The sequence below is a fragment of the Bradyrhizobium sp. USDA 4538 genome, assembly GCF_024171045.1.
GTDB classification, from domain to species: Bacteria; Pseudomonadota; Alphaproteobacteria; order Rhizobiales; family Xanthobacteraceae; genus Bradyrhizobium; species Bradyrhizobium australafricanum.
The window spans coordinates 5,813,691-5,829,932 of sequence record NZ_JALJZE010000001.1; the positions used below are offsets into that span (position 1 = coordinate 5,813,691).

At 62.4% G+C, this 16,242-nt stretch carries 17 protein-coding genes; 14 read left to right on the forward strand and 3 right to left on the reverse strand.

Going from position 1 to position 16,242, the window contains the following annotated elements:
• Nucleotides 1–270: 270 nt before the first annotated feature.
• Nucleotides 271–1,425, reverse strand: a complete 1,155-nt coding sequence (locus J2R78_RS26325) for a patatin-like phospholipase family protein (protein WP_253607385.1) — start codon at nt 1,423–1,425, stop codon at nt 271–273.
• 66 nt (nt 1,426–1,491) lie between these two features.
• Nucleotides 1,492–2,316, reverse strand: a complete 825-nt coding sequence (locus J2R78_RS26330; protein ID WP_253607386.1) for a 3-hydroxybutyrate dehydrogenase — start codon at nt 2,314–2,316, stop codon at nt 1,492–1,494.
• Between the two features lie 167 nt (nt 2,317–2,483).
• On the opposite strand from J2R78_RS26330, the gene J2R78_RS26335 reads away from it, so the two are divergent.
• On the forward strand, nt 2,484–3,383 hold the full coding sequence (locus J2R78_RS26335) for a LysR family transcriptional regulator (RefSeq protein WP_253607387.1): 900 nt from the start codon (nt 2,484–2,486) through the stop codon (nt 3,381–3,383).
• Between the two features lie 33 nt (nt 3,384–3,416).
• Here J2R78_RS26335 and J2R78_RS26340 read toward each other — a convergent pair whose 3' ends face one another.
• Nucleotides 3,417–4,124, reverse strand: a complete 708-nt coding sequence (locus J2R78_RS26340) for a peroxiredoxin-like family protein (protein WP_225645767.1) — start codon at nt 4,122–4,124, stop codon at nt 3,417–3,419.
• A 510-nt stretch (nt 4,125–4,634) separates the two neighbouring features.
• Here J2R78_RS26340 and J2R78_RS26345 point away from each other — a divergent pair.
• The 13 genes from J2R78_RS26345 (at nt 4,635) to J2R78_RS26405 (ending at nt 16,229) form a co-directional block, all read left to right on the forward strand.
• Nucleotides 4,635–5,126 (forward strand): cupin domain-containing protein, encoded by a 492-nt coding sequence (locus J2R78_RS26345; protein ID WP_225159961.1) that lies wholly within the window; start codon nt 4,635–4,637, stop codon nt 5,124–5,126.
• Nucleotides 5,127–5,235: 109 nt separating this feature from the next.
• Complete coding sequence (locus J2R78_RS26350; protein ID WP_253607388.1) at nt 5,236–6,453, forward strand: MFS transporter; 1,218 nt, start codon at nt 5,236–5,238, stop codon at nt 6,451–6,453.
• A 659-nt stretch (nt 6,454–7,112) separates the two neighbouring features.
• A complete protein-coding gene (locus J2R78_RS26355) occupies nt 7,113–8,471 on the forward strand; it encodes an ABC transporter substrate-binding protein (protein WP_253607389.1) in 1,359 nt (452 codons plus the stop codon).
• A 70-nt stretch (nt 8,472–8,541) separates the two neighbouring features.
• The gene (locus J2R78_RS26360; protein ID WP_253607390.1) at nt 8,542–9,516 is read left to right on the forward strand and encodes a carbohydrate ABC transporter permease; all 975 of its coding nucleotides are present in this window, start codon (nt 8,542–8,544) and stop codon (nt 9,514–9,516) included.
• Nucleotides 9,513–10,490 carry a carbohydrate ABC transporter permease gene (locus J2R78_RS26365; protein ID WP_253607391.1) on the forward strand — a complete coding sequence of 326 codons (978 nt, stop codon included), beginning with the start codon at nt 9,513–9,515 and terminating at the stop codon, nt 10,488–10,490. Before J2R78_RS26360 ends, J2R78_RS26365 begins: the two co-directional genes overlap by 4 nt.
• A complete protein-coding gene (locus J2R78_RS26370; RefSeq protein ID WP_057021016.1) occupies nt 10,487–10,705 on the forward strand; it encodes a hypothetical protein in 219 nt (72 codons plus the stop codon). Before J2R78_RS26365 ends, J2R78_RS26370 begins: the two co-directional genes overlap by 4 nt.
• 4 nt (nt 10,706–10,709) lie before the next feature.
• Nucleotides 10,710–11,807: an ABC transporter ATP-binding protein gene (locus tag J2R78_RS26375; protein ID WP_253607392.1), complete on the forward strand. Its 1,098-nt coding sequence runs from the start codon at nt 10,710–10,712 to the stop codon at nt 11,805–11,807.
• Nucleotides 11,800–12,825, forward strand: a complete 1,026-nt coding sequence (locus tag J2R78_RS26380) for an ABC transporter ATP-binding protein (protein ID WP_076823867.1) — start codon at nt 11,800–11,802, stop codon at nt 12,823–12,825. The genes J2R78_RS26375 and J2R78_RS26380 overlap by 8 nt, the downstream gene beginning before the upstream one ends.
• Nucleotides 12,826–12,846: 21 nt before the next feature.
• Nucleotides 12,847–13,470, forward strand: a complete 624-nt coding sequence (gene dhaL / locus J2R78_RS26385) for a dihydroxyacetone kinase subunit DhaL (RefSeq protein ID WP_253607393.1) — start codon at nt 12,847–12,849, stop codon at nt 13,468–13,470.
• Nucleotides 13,467–13,859 (forward strand): dihydroxyacetone kinase phosphoryl donor subunit DhaM, encoded by a 393-nt coding sequence (dhaM, locus tag J2R78_RS26390; RefSeq protein ID WP_028163196.1) that lies wholly within the window; start codon nt 13,467–13,469, stop codon nt 13,857–13,859. Before dhaL ends, dhaM begins: the two co-directional genes overlap by 4 nt.
• A gap of 31 nt (nt 13,860–13,890) precedes the next feature.
• Nucleotides 13,891–14,193 carry an HPr family phosphocarrier protein gene (locus J2R78_RS26395; RefSeq protein ID WP_253607394.1) on the forward strand — a complete coding sequence of 101 codons (303 nt, stop codon included), beginning with the start codon at nt 13,891–13,893 and terminating at the stop codon, nt 14,191–14,193.
• 1 nt (nt 14,194) lies between these two features.
• Entirely contained in the window at nt 14,195–15,814 is a 1,620-nt protein-coding gene (gene ptsP, locus J2R78_RS26400) for a phosphoenolpyruvate--protein phosphotransferase (RefSeq protein ID WP_253636023.1), read from the forward strand.
• On the forward strand, nt 15,807–16,229 hold the full coding sequence (locus tag J2R78_RS26405) for a hypothetical protein (RefSeq protein WP_225645775.1): 423 nt from the start codon (nt 15,807–15,809) through the stop codon (nt 16,227–16,229). Before ptsP ends, J2R78_RS26405 begins: the two co-directional genes overlap by 8 nt.
• Nucleotides 16,230–16,242 lie beyond the last annotated feature (13 nt).

Sequence of the window (16,242 nt, forward strand, 5' to 3'; positions counted from 1 at the left end):
GGATGCTGGCTATGCTCGAAAGCGGCAGCTTCGATATCCAATAAGGACGTCGTTGCCAGCCCGCTGGTCAATCCTGAGTTCTGGCGGGAAATAAGCCTGACCACGGTCAAGGGGAGGCCCTATTCGTGGGCTGTCGGTTCGCTTGTCCACGAGGCGATGAGATCGGCGTGGCTAGGTGAGGTCCCTCTTGCCGACAAGGACCTCTTCGCTGCGGAAGCTGGATCGGACGAGTAATTCCCCCATCGCGCAATCCTGTTCCTGGCGCGCACCTTATTCCGCCGCCACCGGCATCAATTCCATCTGCTCATGCAGGATCACGCCCGACAGCGGATCAAACTCGCCAACCCACGGCGCGTGTTCAAGGGCTGCTCTCGTGTGCGAGTAACCAGCGTCCCACCGCTGCATGATGCCGCGCGGGCTGAAATCGATGTCCTTGGTGTGGGTTTCGCGATCAAGCTGCGGCGCAAGCAGACGCACGACGTGCATGCGTGTCTGACAGCCGTAACCGACCAGTTCGCGCACCTCCGGGGTGTTGCGTTCGCTGTCGGGCAGCCGTTTGGCCAATTGGTTGATGATGTGACGCAACCGATGCGCCTGCTGCTGGCGCGCGATGTGGCTCATGATGCGGCTGGAGTATTGGACATCCTTGTGTCGATTCAGCACCTCCGCCATCGTGGTCGGCTCCAGGCCTGCAGGATTCCACAGATGGACAGCGAAGATCAGCGAGTTCTTGCGGGGATTGTCATCGAACACGACTTCAGTCGGCGTGTTGGACAGAATACCGCCGTCCCAATAGAGCTCGCCGTCGATGCGGACGGCGGGAAAGGCCGGCGGCAATGCGCCGGAGGCCATAATATGCCTGATGGTGAGCTCCCCGTCGCGGCTATCGAAATAGTGCATCTGGCTGGTCCGCACGTGGGCGGCCCCGACCGTCAGGCGCGGCGAACAGCTATTGAGTAGCTTGACGTCGACGAGTTCGCACAGGGTCTGCTCCAGTGGCGCGGTCGAGTAATAGCCGGCCCGTTCGGCACCCAGCGGGTAGCTGTCACCCGCATGAGCAAGGGCATTTGGACGAAAAAAGCCGGGAATTCCGTGGGTGATGGTCGCCCAGTAGGATAGCCGGTCATTGAAGTCGGGAAAGGCCGTCCGGATGTTCCAGACCGGATTTTGCTCCATCCGTTTCCAGAACTCTTTCAGGCGTGACAGCCGGTTCTCGACCGGATTGCCGGCGATGAGGCTGGCATTGATGGCGCCGATCGATGTGCCGATGATCCAGTCCGGCTCTATGCCTGCTTCGTGCAAGGCTTGATAGACACCTGCCTGGTACGAGCCCAAGGCGCCGCCGCCTTGCAACACCAGAACGACCTGGCCGGGGAGATCCTTGGCCAGCGATTTGATATTTCGCGACGAAGTTCTGTCCTGCATGTTGTGCTCCCATTCCGGCCTGGTCTAATATTCGCAAGCGCGCCCGGCTCTGTTACGAGCGTCGTCTCAATGTGCTGTCCAACCGCCATCGACCGGCAAAGCAATTCCGGTAATCGACGCGGCTGCTTCGCTCGCCAGGAAAACCGCCAGCGCACCGATCTCCTCGACTGTCGCAAAGCGCTTATTCGGTTGCTGGGCCAGCAGCACGTCGCGGATCACCTGATCCCGAGAGATTCCATTCGCCTTGGCTTGTCCATCGATCTGAGCTTCGACCAGCGGGGTATAGACATAGCCAGGGCAGATGGCGTTGCACGTAATACCTTCCTCGGCGATTTCGAGCGCCGCTACCTTTGTCAAGCCGACAATGCCGTGTTTGGCGGCGACATAGGCCCCCTTGAACGGCGAGGCGACCAGCCCATGCGCAGATGCCACATTGATGATGCGGCCGAATCCTTGTTTGCGCATCGCCGGCAGTGCCAGCCGCGTGGTGTGGAACGCGGACGATAGATTGATCGCAAGGATCTGATCCCATTTTTCGACCGGAAACTGGTCGAGCGGTGCGACGTGCTGAATACCGGCATTGTTGATGAGAATGTCGAGCCGACCAAAGTCGGCCAGCGTCACCGCGACCATCTCGGCGATCGCATCTGGCGACGTCATATCGGCCGCTGAATAGCCGACCTTGACGCCATGATCGGCTTCTATCGCATCTTTCGTCCTGGCGATCTCGGCCGCGGCTCCGAAGCCATTCAGCATCACATTTGCGCCAGCCGCGGCAAGCGCGCGGGCGATGCCAAGCCCGATCCCGCTGGTTGAGCCGGTCACCAGGGTTACTCTGCCATCGAGCATTCTTGCGTCCATTGCGGCATGCGATTTGATCTGGACATTCATCTTCTGAATCCCGCTTGCGTCGTCGGTGGTATCCGACGATCGCCAAAATCTGCATCGCAAAATGGATTCACGGAAATACCCTTTGACTTCCAAAACCATAGGTGCGCGCTATGGCCGCCTTGGCCCTCAATCGGCTAGACTGTGAGCCGGATCAGGGGAGTTCGGCCATGGAAATGCATCAGGTTCGGTACTTCCTCGCGGTCGCGCGGACGCTCAACTTCACGCGTGCTGCCGATGAGTGCAATGTCACCCAGCCATCGCTGACGCGAGCAATCAAGCAGCTCGAGGCAGAGCTTGGCGGCGACCTGTTTCGCCGCGAGCGTCCGGCCGGATTGACCGAGCTCGGTCAGCGCATGCACCCCTTGCTGAAGCAATGCTACGAGGCCGCCGCCGGCGCGCGCTCGCTCGCCTCGTCATTCAAGAGCGGCGAGATCGGCGCGCTGAGAATCGCGCTCACCCACTCGATCGATCTGTGTCTGCTGATTCCCTTCCTCGATCAGATCAAGCGCCAGTTCAATCGGCTGGAATTCCGTTTTCTCCGTGGCAATGGCCGCGAAGTCGGAGACATGCTGAAGAAAGGCGAGGCGGAGCTAGGAATTGCAGCTGAGCTCGACCCGAATTGGGAGCGGCTCGACACCTGGCCGCTATTTACGGAGGACTTTCAGCTCGTCGTCAACGCTGACCACCGGCTTGCCGATCAGGACAGCATCGACCTCGATGATCTGCGTTCCGAACAGCTTTTGTCGCGTGGATACTGCGAGTATGGCCCGCGCTTGAACACCGTCTTGCGAGAGCACGGCATAGACGTCGATCATTGCCACGAAATCTCGAGCGAGCGCGATCTCATTGAGCTGCTTGAGGCCGGTATCGGCATCGCCGTGGTTCCTGACACCTCGCGGATACCGCAGACGCTCAAACGTACCTCGGTCGAGGGACTCGATGCCCGACGCACGGTCAATCTCTACGGCGTCGCCGGTCGCGAGCGAACTGCGGTCGCATCTGCCGTCATGCGCATGCTGCGTGGCACGGATTGGCGGCAGTTTTTGGAGAAGAGCCGAGCCGCGTGAGAGTACCAATGCACGCGGGTCGCCCGGAAGCGCCTACCTCGCGTCCTTCAGAGCTCCGAGTAGATCCTCGATCGCCATGCGGCGCCGGAAGTCGGGATCAACAAAACGCGTTTTGACGATGCCATCGCATCCGATCACAAAGGCCGCAGGAATCGGCAACACCCAACCGTCGTTGCCGTGAAAGCTCGGCATGTCGAGATAAGAGAGAAGCCGCTCAATCTCTGCACCAAGCCAGATCGCCAGGTTGAGGGACAGCGCATAGCCATTGTCGAGATCGGTCAGCACTGGAAACGGTGCTCCGGCTTCGGACTTGAATTCTGCCGCATATTCCTGTGTCTCGGGCATGACGGCGACGACGTCCGCCCCCAGAGCCTTGATGCGGTCATAGGCCTTGATCACGGCCCTGACATTGAGTCGGCAATACGGGCACCAATGGCCGCGGAAAAACATCACCGCCACCGGGCCTCGCTCGAGCAGAGAGGGCAAGGCGATTAGGCGACCGCTTTCGTCGGGTAGCACGAAAGGTGGCATCGGCTCGCCAGGACGCGGCGCGTTTTCGCCGCCGCCATTTTCGTTGACCCTGATAACGAGGCGATCGACTGCGTCGCCATAGGCCGGAAAGATTTCCCGGCCTGCTGCCGCATAGGCTTGGAGCTGCTCGTTGAGAGTGCCTTCCATCTCCCGGCAGCGCTGAAAGGCGACCTTGAGCCGCTCGGCGTCGGCTGGGGAAAGCGATGTCATCCCTTGCTCCCGTATGTTTGACCTTCAGATGGCAATTCCTGCGCGGACCGCCCACCAGAGGCGCCTTTGTCTCCGCCAGGAGCATTGCACAAAGCACGATAGCATTGGGCTATCGATATCAGAGCGGGCCCGCATTTCGTGTTGGACGCCTGAGCGGGGATGGCCGTCCCCCGAGGGGTTTTCTATGTCCCGCTATAACGTACTGTGAATTGGCAAATTCGCTACCGTTCCTTTCCTGATGTCCATCGTGGGCCATGCCGGTCATGAACTTGGAGATATGTTCGGCCTTGCAATGAAACTCGGCACCCGCGGGAGCGAGCTTCGTGACCACATCTCCGCCTGTCCGACCTTCGCGTCCGACATCAAGCACATGCTCGGCCGCGCTTGAGTCGCATAGCTCGCCGCTATCGACTCAACAGCCAACCGGCATTTCCCGAAGCAAGGGCCTTGCGCGATGCTCCTGACACGCCGGCCAGCCTTTCGGGGCCGCGACATCAAGGAGACAACAACATGTTCAATGACATCGCAACCTCGCGCAAGATCCGGCGAGCTCTCGGCGTCGCGAGCGCCATTGCCATTTCGCTCGCGACAGCATCCGCGGCTTTCGCCGGCGAATGTCCCGCCGACAAGATGAAGGCCAATGCCCGCTCGATGGTGGACTACAAGCCGGTTGGTGTTACCGACGTGACGCTTGGCTCCATCGATCTCGGCAAGCAACCCGCGCATATCGAGGGACGCGAACTGCGCTTCCGCAAGCTGACCATCGAGCCCGGTGGCATCGTGCCCTGGCACAGCCATGACGATCGGCCGGCGCTGATCTTTGTCCAGCAGGGCGAGGTCGTCGAATACGCCAGCAACTGCGTCGACCCAATTGTGCACAAGGCAGGTGACCTGCGACCGGAGGTCTACGGCACCTCGCATTGGTGGAAGAACCTCGGCAAAGAGACCGTCATTCTCTATGTCGGCGACGTTCGCAAGGATCCGACTGACCACAACATGTAACGAGTGCTCCAGCCCCACGCCTCGTTACCGGATGTGACGACCCGGGAGCCACGTGTTGGCCCCGCACGCCCGGGCGTCACATCCCCCTTCGATCACAGGAGCTGCGGCGATGACTGATATGCCGATGGAAGTCACAGCAAAACCAATGCAAGAGCACGGTCATTCGACCGGCGTGGCGCTGCGATCTCTGGTGATCGGCCTCACCGCATTCCTGACCGTCGTCGACCTGTTCGCAACGCAAGCAATTCTGCCAACTCTGACGCGGCACTACGACGTCACGCCCGGTGCGATGGGCTTCGCCGTCAATGCCAGCACGATCGGCATGGCAGTCGCAGGACTGGTGGTCGGATCCTTCAGCCCGCACATCGATCGCAGGACCGGCATTCTGGCAAGCCTGCTTCTGCTCGCGATTCCGACGAGCTTGCTTGCCGTCGCACCGAACCTTGCCGTCTTCACCATTCTTCGCATCATGCAGGGCCTCTGCATGGCGTCAGCCTTTACGTTAACCCTTGCCTATCTGGGCGAACAGTGCAGCGCAATGGATGCTGGCGGCGCCTTCGCCGCCTATATCACCGGGAACGTCGCAAGCAATCTGATCGGACGTCTCATCTCGGCGTCCGTGTCCGACAATCTGGGCCTGGCGACGAATTTCTATTTCTTTGCCGTGCTCAATCTCGCAGGCGCGCTGCTGGTCTACTTCACAATCAAGCGCGTCCAGCCCATGCACTCCATCGGCCCGGCACAATCGCCACTTTCGGCAATGATAGAGCATTGGCGCGATCCGGCGCTACGCGCGGCCTTCGGCCTTGGCTTCTGCATCCTGTTCGCGTTCATCGGCACCTTTACCTACGTCAACTTCATCCTGGTCCGCGCCCCACTGTCGCTCGGTATGATGGGGGTGGGTTTTGTCTATTTCGTATTTCTCCCCTCCGTCGTCACGACGCTGCTGGCTGGCAAAGCGGTGGCACTGTTCGGTATGCGCCTAACACTTTGGGGCGGTCTCGCTATCGCCGCTCTAGGCCTGCCACTGATGCTCTCATCGCACCTTGCGGATGTGCTCGCGGGGATGGTGCTGATCGGGGTCGGCACCTTCTTTGCGCAAGCCTGCGCCACAGGCTTCGTCGGGCAGGCGGCGCGAACAAACCGCGGGGTTGCCAGCGGCACCTACCTTGCCTGCTATTTCTTCGGCGGCCTGGTCGGCAGCGCGGTGCTTGGTCAATTGTTCGATCATTTCGGATGGGCGGCCTGTGTAGCAGGCGTGGGTGTGGTGTTGGCATTGGGGTGCATTTTGACCGCAAGCCTCAGGATCCCGGTGTCCGGTCGATAACACGAGTGGTGGGCCCGGCAGGACTCGGACCTGCAACCAGACCGTTATGAGCGGCGCAACAAGATCGGCTTCGTTGATCTTGCTGCACCATGCTTGAGTTCGATGGCGTTCGTCGCGCTTTTGGTGAGGTCGTTTTCTGGCGCGAAACCGGTGCGGTTCGCGGCAATGGCGGATTTCGGCCGAAGCTGAGGCTGCTCGCGCGCCCAATCGCTTTGTTGAACGTTCAGTAAAGTCGCATACTAAACATGCTGGCTGCGGCTGACCTTCCGGCTTCCCTGTTATCGGGACGGACCGAATTGCGTCCTCCGGACCAGGTCGGCAATCGTTGTTCGCCGCATTCGCTGCAATTATGGGGAAATTTGCTGCATTGCAAACGTCGACGCTTGCGCGTGCGAGCGTCGGGAATATTTTCGCCAAGGTCGCGAGAACCGGCTTGACGGGCCAAAAAATTTAGTACTACGTTTAGTAATACAAAAAACTAAACATCGCGCATCGAGCGCCGATGTGCAGGAGGAGCCCAAGCCATGCCGGAGCCGTCTCCGGCAGCGGTCCGTCTCGTCCTTCACTCATCGCTCCTCAAACTCGGTTTCAGGGTCTTGGCGTCGCTCCGGCAGGGCGCGCCGAGCGGGTTGGACGCTTCAACGAGAGAGGAAACGGATATGCGAACATTCAATTGGCTGAGAAGCTCGGCGGCCACCACGGTTCTCGGGGCGGCGCTGCTGGGGATATTTGGCGGAGGCGAAGCTGCGGCCCAGGGTAAGCAGCTCACGCTGTGCTGGGCGGCATGGGATCCGGCCAACGCGCTGGTCGAACTCGGCAAGGATTTCACCAAGCAATCCGGCATCGAGATGAGGTACGAGTTTGTCCCCTGGACGAGCTACGCGGATCGCTTCCTCAACGAGCTCAACTCCCACGGCAAGCTCTGCGACCTGATCATCGGCGACAGCCAGTGGATCGGCGGCGCCGCCGAGAACAAGTGGTACGTCAAGCTCAACGATTTCTTCGACAAAGAGCACATCTCGATGAACGACTTTGTCCCGGCGACCGTTGTCGGTTATTCGCAGTGGCCGAAGAATTCGGCGAACTACTGGGCGCTGCCGGCGATGGCCGACGCCGTGGGCTGGACCTATCGCAAGGACTGGTTCTCGCGGCCCGACATTCAGTCGGCTTTCAAGGCCAAGTACGGTCGTGATCTGGCGCCGCCGAAAACCTATGACGAGTTGAAGCAGATCGCGGAGTTCTTCCAGGGCCGCGAGATCGACGGCAAGAAGGTCTACGGCGCCTACATCTTCACCGAGCGCGGCTCCGAAGGCATCACGATGGGCGTGACCAACGTCCTCTACAATTACGGCTTCAGCTACGACAATCCGAAGAAGCCGTACCAGATGCAGGGCATCGTCAATTCCGCCGAGGCGGCCAAGGGGCTCGAATTCTACAAGGAGCTCTACAAGTGCTGCACCGCGCCGGGCATGACCAACGCCTACATGCAGGAAGGGCTCGATGCCTTCAAGTCGGGCCAGGTGGCGATGCAGATGAACTGGTTCGCCTTCTTCCCCGGCCTCTACAAGGATCCGAATGTGGGCGGCGACAAGATCGGATTCTTCGTCAATCCGGCTGGCCCGAACGGGCACTTCACCCAGCTCGGCGGACAGGGCATCTCGGTGGTTGCGACCTCCGACCGCAAGGACGACGCGCTCGCCTATATCAAGTGGTTCGCGCAGCCTGCCGTGCAGCAGAAATGGTGGCAGATCGGCGGCTACTCGGCGCTCAAGGCGGTGGTCGACGCGCCGGACTTCCCGAAGAGCGCGGCGTTCGCGCCGCAATTCCTGGAGTCGATGGGCATCGTCAAGGACTTCTGGGCCGAGCCGTCCTACGCCCAGCTGCTGCTTGATATGCAGAAGCGGGTGCACGACTACGTCGTCGCCGACAAGGGCACGGCGCAGCAGGCGCTCGATCTCCTGGTCAAGGACTGGACCAAGGTGTTCAAGGAACAGGGCAAGCAAGTCGCCTCGCAATAGCCCGAACGCCGCGTCCCAACTGAACTGGCTTCCCCGAGGTCAGCCTCGGGGAAGCCGAACCAGCGAGCCGATGGACAAGATGACGACGATCCTGCAACCCGACCATGCTACGATCCCGGGCGTGAGCGAGCCAGCCAAATCCCGCGCCGCGCGCCGCGGCCATGGTCTGTCCGACCGGACCATCGCGTGGCTGTTCGTCGCGCCGACGATTGCGCTGCTGCTCGCGATCAACATCTTTCCGCTGGTCTGGATGATCCGGCTGTCCTTCACCAGCCTCAACCTCAGCATGTCCTATCTGCCGCTGCGGTTTGTCGGGCTCGACAATTTCAGCGACATACTCAACGACGAGGACGTCTGGTTCCGGCTCCAGACCACCGCGCAATTCGTGATCTGCTCGGTCGCCTTGCAGGTCGTGGTCGGCTTTGGGCTCGCGCTTCTGATCAACCGTCAGTTCCGCGGCCACAGCTTCTGGACCACGATCATCCTGCTGCCGATGATGCTGTCGCCGGCGGTTGTCGGTAATTTCTGGACGCTGCTGCTGCAGCCGCAGATCGGCCCGTTCAACTATCTGATCAGCTTGTTCACCGGTGTGCCGCCGAGCTCTTTCAGCATGACAGGGCAAGTCGCGCTCGCGCCATGGACCATCGTGCTCGTCGACACCTGGATGTGGGCGCCATACGTGATGCTGATCTGTCTCGCCGGGCTGCGCTCGATACCGGATTACATCTACGAGGCGGCTGAAGTCGATCGTGCCTCGGCCTGGCGGCAGTTCTGGTCGATCACGCTGCCGATGACGGTGCCGTTCCTGATGCTGGCAGTGCTGTTTCGCGCGATCGAGAACTTCAAGATGTTCGACATGGTCAACCTGCTGACGTCCGGAGGACCAGGGTCGACCACCGAGCTCGTATCGATCACACTGAAGCGCGCGGCATTCGAGAAGTGGCGCACCGGCTATTCCTCCGCGCTCGCCATCATCCTGTTCGTGGCCGTGTTCGGTGCCGCCAACATCTACGTCAAGGCGCTCAACAAGGTGAAGCAACGATGACCGCTGCCGTAGCCAAATCTGTCCTGGCCAGATCCAGCGCACACTCGATCGTCGAGGCCTCGCCGCGCACCAAGGCATTCGCTGGTGCTCTCGTCATCCTCTATGCGTTGATCACGATCCTGCCGCTAGTCTGGATCGTCGCCACCGCCTTCAAGTCGCAAAGCGATGCCATCGCCTATCCGCCCAAGGTGATCTTCGAGCCGACGCTCGAAGGTTATGTCAACCTGTTCACGGTGCGCACCCGCCAGACACCTGATTTCACCGCCAAGTTGCCGCCCCCGGAGACCTGGTATGACAAGCTGGTCCGCAAGCATGACATGGTCATTGCCGGACCGTCCAAAGTCGTCCCGCGCTTCGTCAACTCGCTCATCATCGGGTTCGGTTCGACCTTCCTCGCCGTCTTCCTCGGTACGCTCGCGGCCTACGCCTTCTCGCGCTTCCGCATTCCGCTGGCGGACGATCTCCTGTTCTTCATTCTCTCGACGCGGATGATGCCGCCGGTTGCGGTCGCGATCCCGATCTATCTGATGTACCGGCAGCTCAACCTGACCGACACCAGGCTCGGAATGATCCTGCTCTATACCGCCGTGAACGTCTCGCTCGCGGTCTGGCTGCTCAAGGGGTTCATCGACGAGATCCCACGCGAGTACGAGGAGGCGGCCCTCGTCGATGGCTACACGCGACTGCAGGCGCTGCGCAAGGTGGTGCTGCCGCAGGCCGTCACCGGAATTGCGGCGACCGCGATCTTCTGCCTGATCTTCTCCTGGAATGAATACGCCTTCGCGGTTCTGCTGACCAGCGGTGAGGCGCAGACCATGCCGCCCTTCATCCCTTTCATCATCGGTGAGGGCGGGCAGGACTGGCCGGCGGTTGCCGCCGCGACCACGCTGTTCGTCGTCCCGATCGTCATGTTCACCGTGCTGCTCCGCAAGCATCTGTTGCGCGGCATCACCTTCGGAGCGGTGCGCAAATGAGCGGTTCAGCTGTTGTTAAGGAGGCCAAGGGAACCAAGGGGACATTGCACCGCTTCTTCAGCCGCGGGCGCTGGGAGGCCGTTGCGATGACTCTGATCGGAGGCGGCATCTTCATGCTGGTGCAGCCCTTCTCGATCGATCTCTACAGCTATTCATTCGTGACGATTCTGGCCGGCACGGTAGGCTTCGTCGTCGTCAGCCACTTTCCGGAATAGGGACATGGCTCAGATCCGCATCGAAAATCTTCGCAAGTCGTTCGATCAGTTCACCGCGGTGGAAGGGTCGACCTTCACCATCGACGACGGCACTTTCTTCGCGTTGCTCGGCCCTTCCGGCTGCGGCAAGACCACCACCTTGCGCATGATTGCCGGCCTCGAGCTGCCGACCGAGGGCAAGATCCTGCTCGACGGGGAGGACGTCACGTTCCACCGCGCCGCCGCCCGCGATATCGCGTTCGTGTTCCAGCTGTTCGCGCTCTATCCGCATATGAATGTCGGGCAGAACATCGGCTTCCCGCTGAAGTGCCAGGGCATGGCGCGGCACGAGATTCGCGAGCAGGTGCAGGAGACCGCGCGGATGCTGCGGATCGAGCATCTGCTGTCGAGCAAGACATCAAAGCTCTCGGGCGGCGACCGCCAGCGTGTCGCGCTCGGGCGAGCCATGGTGCGGCGCCCGAAGGCCTTCCTGATGGACGAGCCGCTGGGCGCGCTGGACGCCGAGTTTCGTCATCTGATGTGCGGCGAGCTGCGCGATTTGCACGATCGCATCAAGGCGACCACGGTCTATGTCACTCACGACCAGCTCGAAGCAATGTCGATGGCCGACCAGATCGCGATCATGAACAAGGGGCGCGTGGAACAGATCGGCACGCCGCAGGAGGTTTATGACCGGCCCGCCAGCATGTTCGTCGCGGACTTCATCGGCTCGCCACCGATGAACTTCCTGCGCTTCGAGGGCGGCCTGCGATCTGGTGACCGGGCGATCAATTTTCACGACACCAGGCTCGTGGTGCCCGAGATCCGCGAGGACCGCGCCAGCGCCGCGCTGGCCCTCGGGATTCGTCCAGAACATATTCGATTCACCGACGCCGGATCCGTTCGCGGCGAGGTGTTCGGCGCGGAATATCTCGGCACGACGCAGATCGTCACAATCGACACCGCCTATGGACGGGTTGCGGCGCGGCTGCCGTCGAGCGCCTCGGTGCGGATCGGAGAGACCGTCGGCCTCGAATTCAACTCCGTTCGACTCTCATTGTTCGATGCCGGCAGCGGCCTTGCAATCAGGACCGCCGGCGAGGAGGGAGGGCGCCATGGTTGACGTCAGCTTGCGCAACATCAGCAAGCGCTTCGGCGCGGTGGAGGCGGTGCGCGACCTCTCACTGACGGTGAACGACGGTGAGTTCCTCGTCCTGCTCGGGCCGAGCGGTGCCGGCAAGACCACGACGCTGCGGCTGATCACCGGGCTCGAGAGCCCCGACGCCGGCTCGGTCATGATCGGCGGGCGCGACGTGACGCATGATCCGCCGGGTTCACGGGACATCGCGTTCGTGTTCCAGCAATATTCGCTGTATCCGCATCTGTCGGTCTATGACAACCTCGCATTCCCGCTGCGCTCGCCGGCACGGCGCGTGCCGGAGCCGCTGATCCGCAAGCGTGTCGAGCAGACCGCGGAGCTCCTGCACATCGCCAGCAAGCTGAATAATCGTGCCACCCGCCTGTCGGGAGGTGAGATGCAGCGGGTCGCGATCGGCCGTGCGCTGGTGCGCGATCCCTCGATCTATCTGATGGACGAGCCGCTGTCGTCGCTGGATGCAAAGCTTCGCGCCGAGCTTCGCCTCGAGCTGAAACGGATCCAGCTCGAGCTCGGCGCGACCATCCTTTATGTGACCCACGACCAGGTCGAAGCCATGACGATGGCGTCAAGGATCGGTGTGATCAAGGACGGCCGGCTGCTTCAGCTCGGCACGCCGAGGGAGGTCTACGAAAATCCATCCAGCAGCTACGTCGCGTCGCGGCTCGGGACGCCCCAGATCAATTTCCTTCCCGCACGGCTGTTGTCCGATGTGGCGATACCGCCGGAAACGGAGACGGTCGGCATCCGCACCGAGCACCTCCAGATCGCCGCGCGCAACGGCGGGCAGATGGTCGGTCGGGTGCATCGCGTCGAGCATCTCGGCGAGCAGAATCACGTTCACCTCGACTATAAGGGCGAAACGCTGGTGACGCTGGCGGATCCGCATCAGCCGCTGCGGGCCGGCCAGGAGGTTGAATTGCAACTGGTGCGTCCGCTGTGTTTCGACCGCGCGGGGCAACGCATCGGCGCGATGGTCCAATAGAGGAGCGAGAGGTTCAGATAGATGTCTGTGCAACCGGAGACATTCAGGTCGCTGCTCAAGGCGGCCGCCGAGCAGGTCATCGCCAGCGCGCCGGAGCTCACGAGCCTGGACCAGGCGATCGGCGACGGCGACCACGGGACCAACATGAAGCGCGGCTTCGAAGCCGTGCTCGGCAAGCTCGATGCCATCTCGGCGCAGCCGCTCAACGAGGCATTCAAGGCGATCGGCAAGACCCTGGTCATGACGGTCGGCGGCGCCTCCGGCCCGCTTTATGGCAGTTTCTTTCTCGCCGCGGGCGAGGCGCTGTCGCAAGACAAACACCTGCCTGACGATCTCGCCGACGTGTTCGGTAGCGGAGTGGACGCGGTGAGCGCGCGGGGCCGCTCGCAGGCCGGCGAGAAGACGATGCTCGATGTGCTCGTTCCGGTGCTGGAGACACTGAAAGCGGGCGCCGGCCAGCCCGATTTGATCGCGCGGGTGCGCATCACCGCAGCTGAAGCGGTTGAGCGCACAGTGCCGATGCAAGCCACCAAGGGCCGGGCGTCGTTCCTCGGTGCGCGCAGCGTCGGTCATGTCGATCCCGGGGCACGATCGAGCTGCGTTCTGCTGCACGCTGTGTGCGCTGGCCTGGAGGCGCGGCAATGACCGATACCGTAGGGATCGTGATCGTCTCGCATTCCCGGGATATTGCCAAGGGAACCGCGGACATGGTGCGGCAGATGGTCGGCAGCGAGGTCAAGGTCGCCTTCTGCGGCGGCAATCCCGATGGTGGTCTCGGCACCAGCGTGCCGCTGATCATCGACGCCATCAACGATGCCTGGTCGTCAAAAGGCGTTGCTGTGCTTGTCGACCTCGGCGGCGCCGAGACGAACAGCGAAATGGCGGTCGAAATGCTGGAGCCGGCGCGGCGTGATCTCGTTGTCGTCTGCAACGCCCCGATCGTCGAGGGCGCCGTCATGGCGGCGACCGAAGCTGCGGGCGGCAGCTCGCTGGCCCAGGTCAGGGCCGTGGCCGAGGAACTCTCTGCCGACTGAGCCGGCGGGGAAGCGATGGTGGATGATGAGCATGCTTGATAAAGCGGACGAACAGATCTTCACCGGCAGTGTGCGGTTGGTGCATGCGGTTGGCATGCACGCGCGCCCCGCGGTCAAGCTGACCAAGCTCGCCAAGAAGTTCCAGGCGCAGATCTCGGTGCGAGTCGCGGGCGCGCCTGAATGGATCAATGCCAAGAGCGTGGCCAAGATCATGGCAATGCGCGCGGCACACGGCAGCACGATCGATATCAAGGCCTCCGGCAGCGATGCCGAGGTCGCGGTCGCGGCGTTGGTCGATCTGATCGCGAGCGATTTCCCGGATGGAGCACCATAGCATGCCGGGCGGCGCTGCAGGGCTGGCCTACCGCGGCAGGACCGCCTCGATCGGCTTTGCCCATGGCCCGTTCGTCCGTGTCGACGCGGGCGCGGCCGGCGAGCGTGTGGCCGGCACACTGGTCGAGGAGGCGCTGGCCTTGCGCAATGCGATCGACGTCGCGAGTGGCCAGATCGCGGATCTTGCCGCCAGCGCCGGCGGCGAAGCTGCGCAGATCCTCGAATTCCAGGTTGCGCTGCTGGAGGATGAGGATCTGATCGAGGCGATCTTCGCGTCGATCGGCGAGGGACGTCCAGCCGATATCGCATGGCGTTCGACGCTCGACGCGCACATCGCCGACTACAATTCCGCGCCGGACGACTATCTGAAAGCGCGTTCCTCCGATCTTGCGGATTTGCGCGACCGCGTGGTCCACGTTCTGCGTGGCGACCAGGGGCAGCCGCTGAAGGTCCCGAGCGGGGGCGTGATCTGCGCCGACGATCTGCCGCCATCTCGATTCCTCGAGATCGACTGGTCCGGCGGCGGTGGCCTGGCGCTGTTGCGCGGCAGCCCGACCAGCCATGTCGCGATGCTGGCGCGCGCGCGCGGCATCCCGATGGTGGTGCAGCTCGGTTCAATTCCAGACATCGGCACCATGGCGTTGCTCGACGGCGAAGGCGCGACGCTGGAACTCGATCCCAATGCCGAACAGGTCCGTACTTTCGAGAAGCGGCGCGACAGCCATCTCAAGAGCAGGGCATCCGCGCGCGCAATCCTGCGGCGGCCGACAGCCTCCTGGCGCGGCGAGCGGATCAAGCTCTTCATCAATATCCAACGCGTCGAGGATCTCGAGCATGCCGACGCGCAATATGCCGACGGCATCGGCCTGATGCGCACCGAGTTCCTGCTGACGGAGCGTGGTGGCCTGCCCGACGAAGAGACACAGTTTCAGGCGTACGATGCGGTGTTGCGTTGGGCCGGCCAGCGGCCTGTCACCATTCGCACGTTTGACGCGGGCGGCGACAAGCCGGTGCTGGGCTTCACGGTGGACGGCGAAGCCAATCCGTTCCTCGGGGTGCGCGGCCTGCGCCTGTGCCTCGCCCGGCCCGAGATCTTTGCGGTTCAGCTCCGCGCGCTGGCGCGGGCCGCGGTGCGCGGCAATCTCAAGGTCATGTTCCCGATGGTCACATCGGCGGACGAGCTCGAGGCGGGACGGAAGCTGTTCGCCGATGTCGTGCAGCGCTTGCAGGCGGACGGCATTGCCGCGATGCTTCCCGAGCTGGGAATCATGGTCGAAGTCCCGGCGGCGGCCCTTGCGGTATCTAGCTTCAAGGCCGCCTTCTTCTCGATCGGCTCGAACGATCTCGCGCAATATGTCCTGGCTTGCGATCGTTCCAACGGAGCTCTCGCCCCATTGGTGGACCCTCTGCATCCCGCAGTGCTCGAACTGATCGCGCGGACCGCGGAGCACGGCCGCCGCGCCGGCATCAGCGTCAGCCTGTGCGGCGACATGGCCGGTGATCCGCGCTGCCTGCCCGCTCTGCTGAATTGCGGACTGCGCGAATTGTCCGTGAACGCCTCGGCGCTGGCGCAGATCAAGCACACCATCGACCGGCTGAGCAGCGGAGGCAGCGTTGGCTGACACGGCGGCCGATGAAGCGCCCGAAGCCGGCGCGGTTGCGGTCTACAAGCGCATCTTCAAGGAAGTCCTTGAGAGCCGCCCGTCCGGCATGCGGCTGCGGCTGGCCCATGCCATGGGCAAGAACCGCAGTTTCGTCAGCCAGATCAGCAATCCCGCCTATCCGGTGCCGATCCCGGTGCAGCATCTCAACACGATCTTCGATGTCTGCCACTTTCCGCCACAGGCGAAGGCAGCCTTCCTTCGCGCCTATGCGCGCGCGCATCCGCGCCGCGTCGGCCGGTTGAGCGAAGGCTCGCACGAGCGGACGCTGACGCTGCATCTGCCGGACCTCGGCAGCACCAAGCGCAACGCCGAGCTCGACACGCTGCTCCAGGAGTTCACGCGGAGACTGATTGCCATCATGCGGGAAAAATAGGCGAGAAACGCCA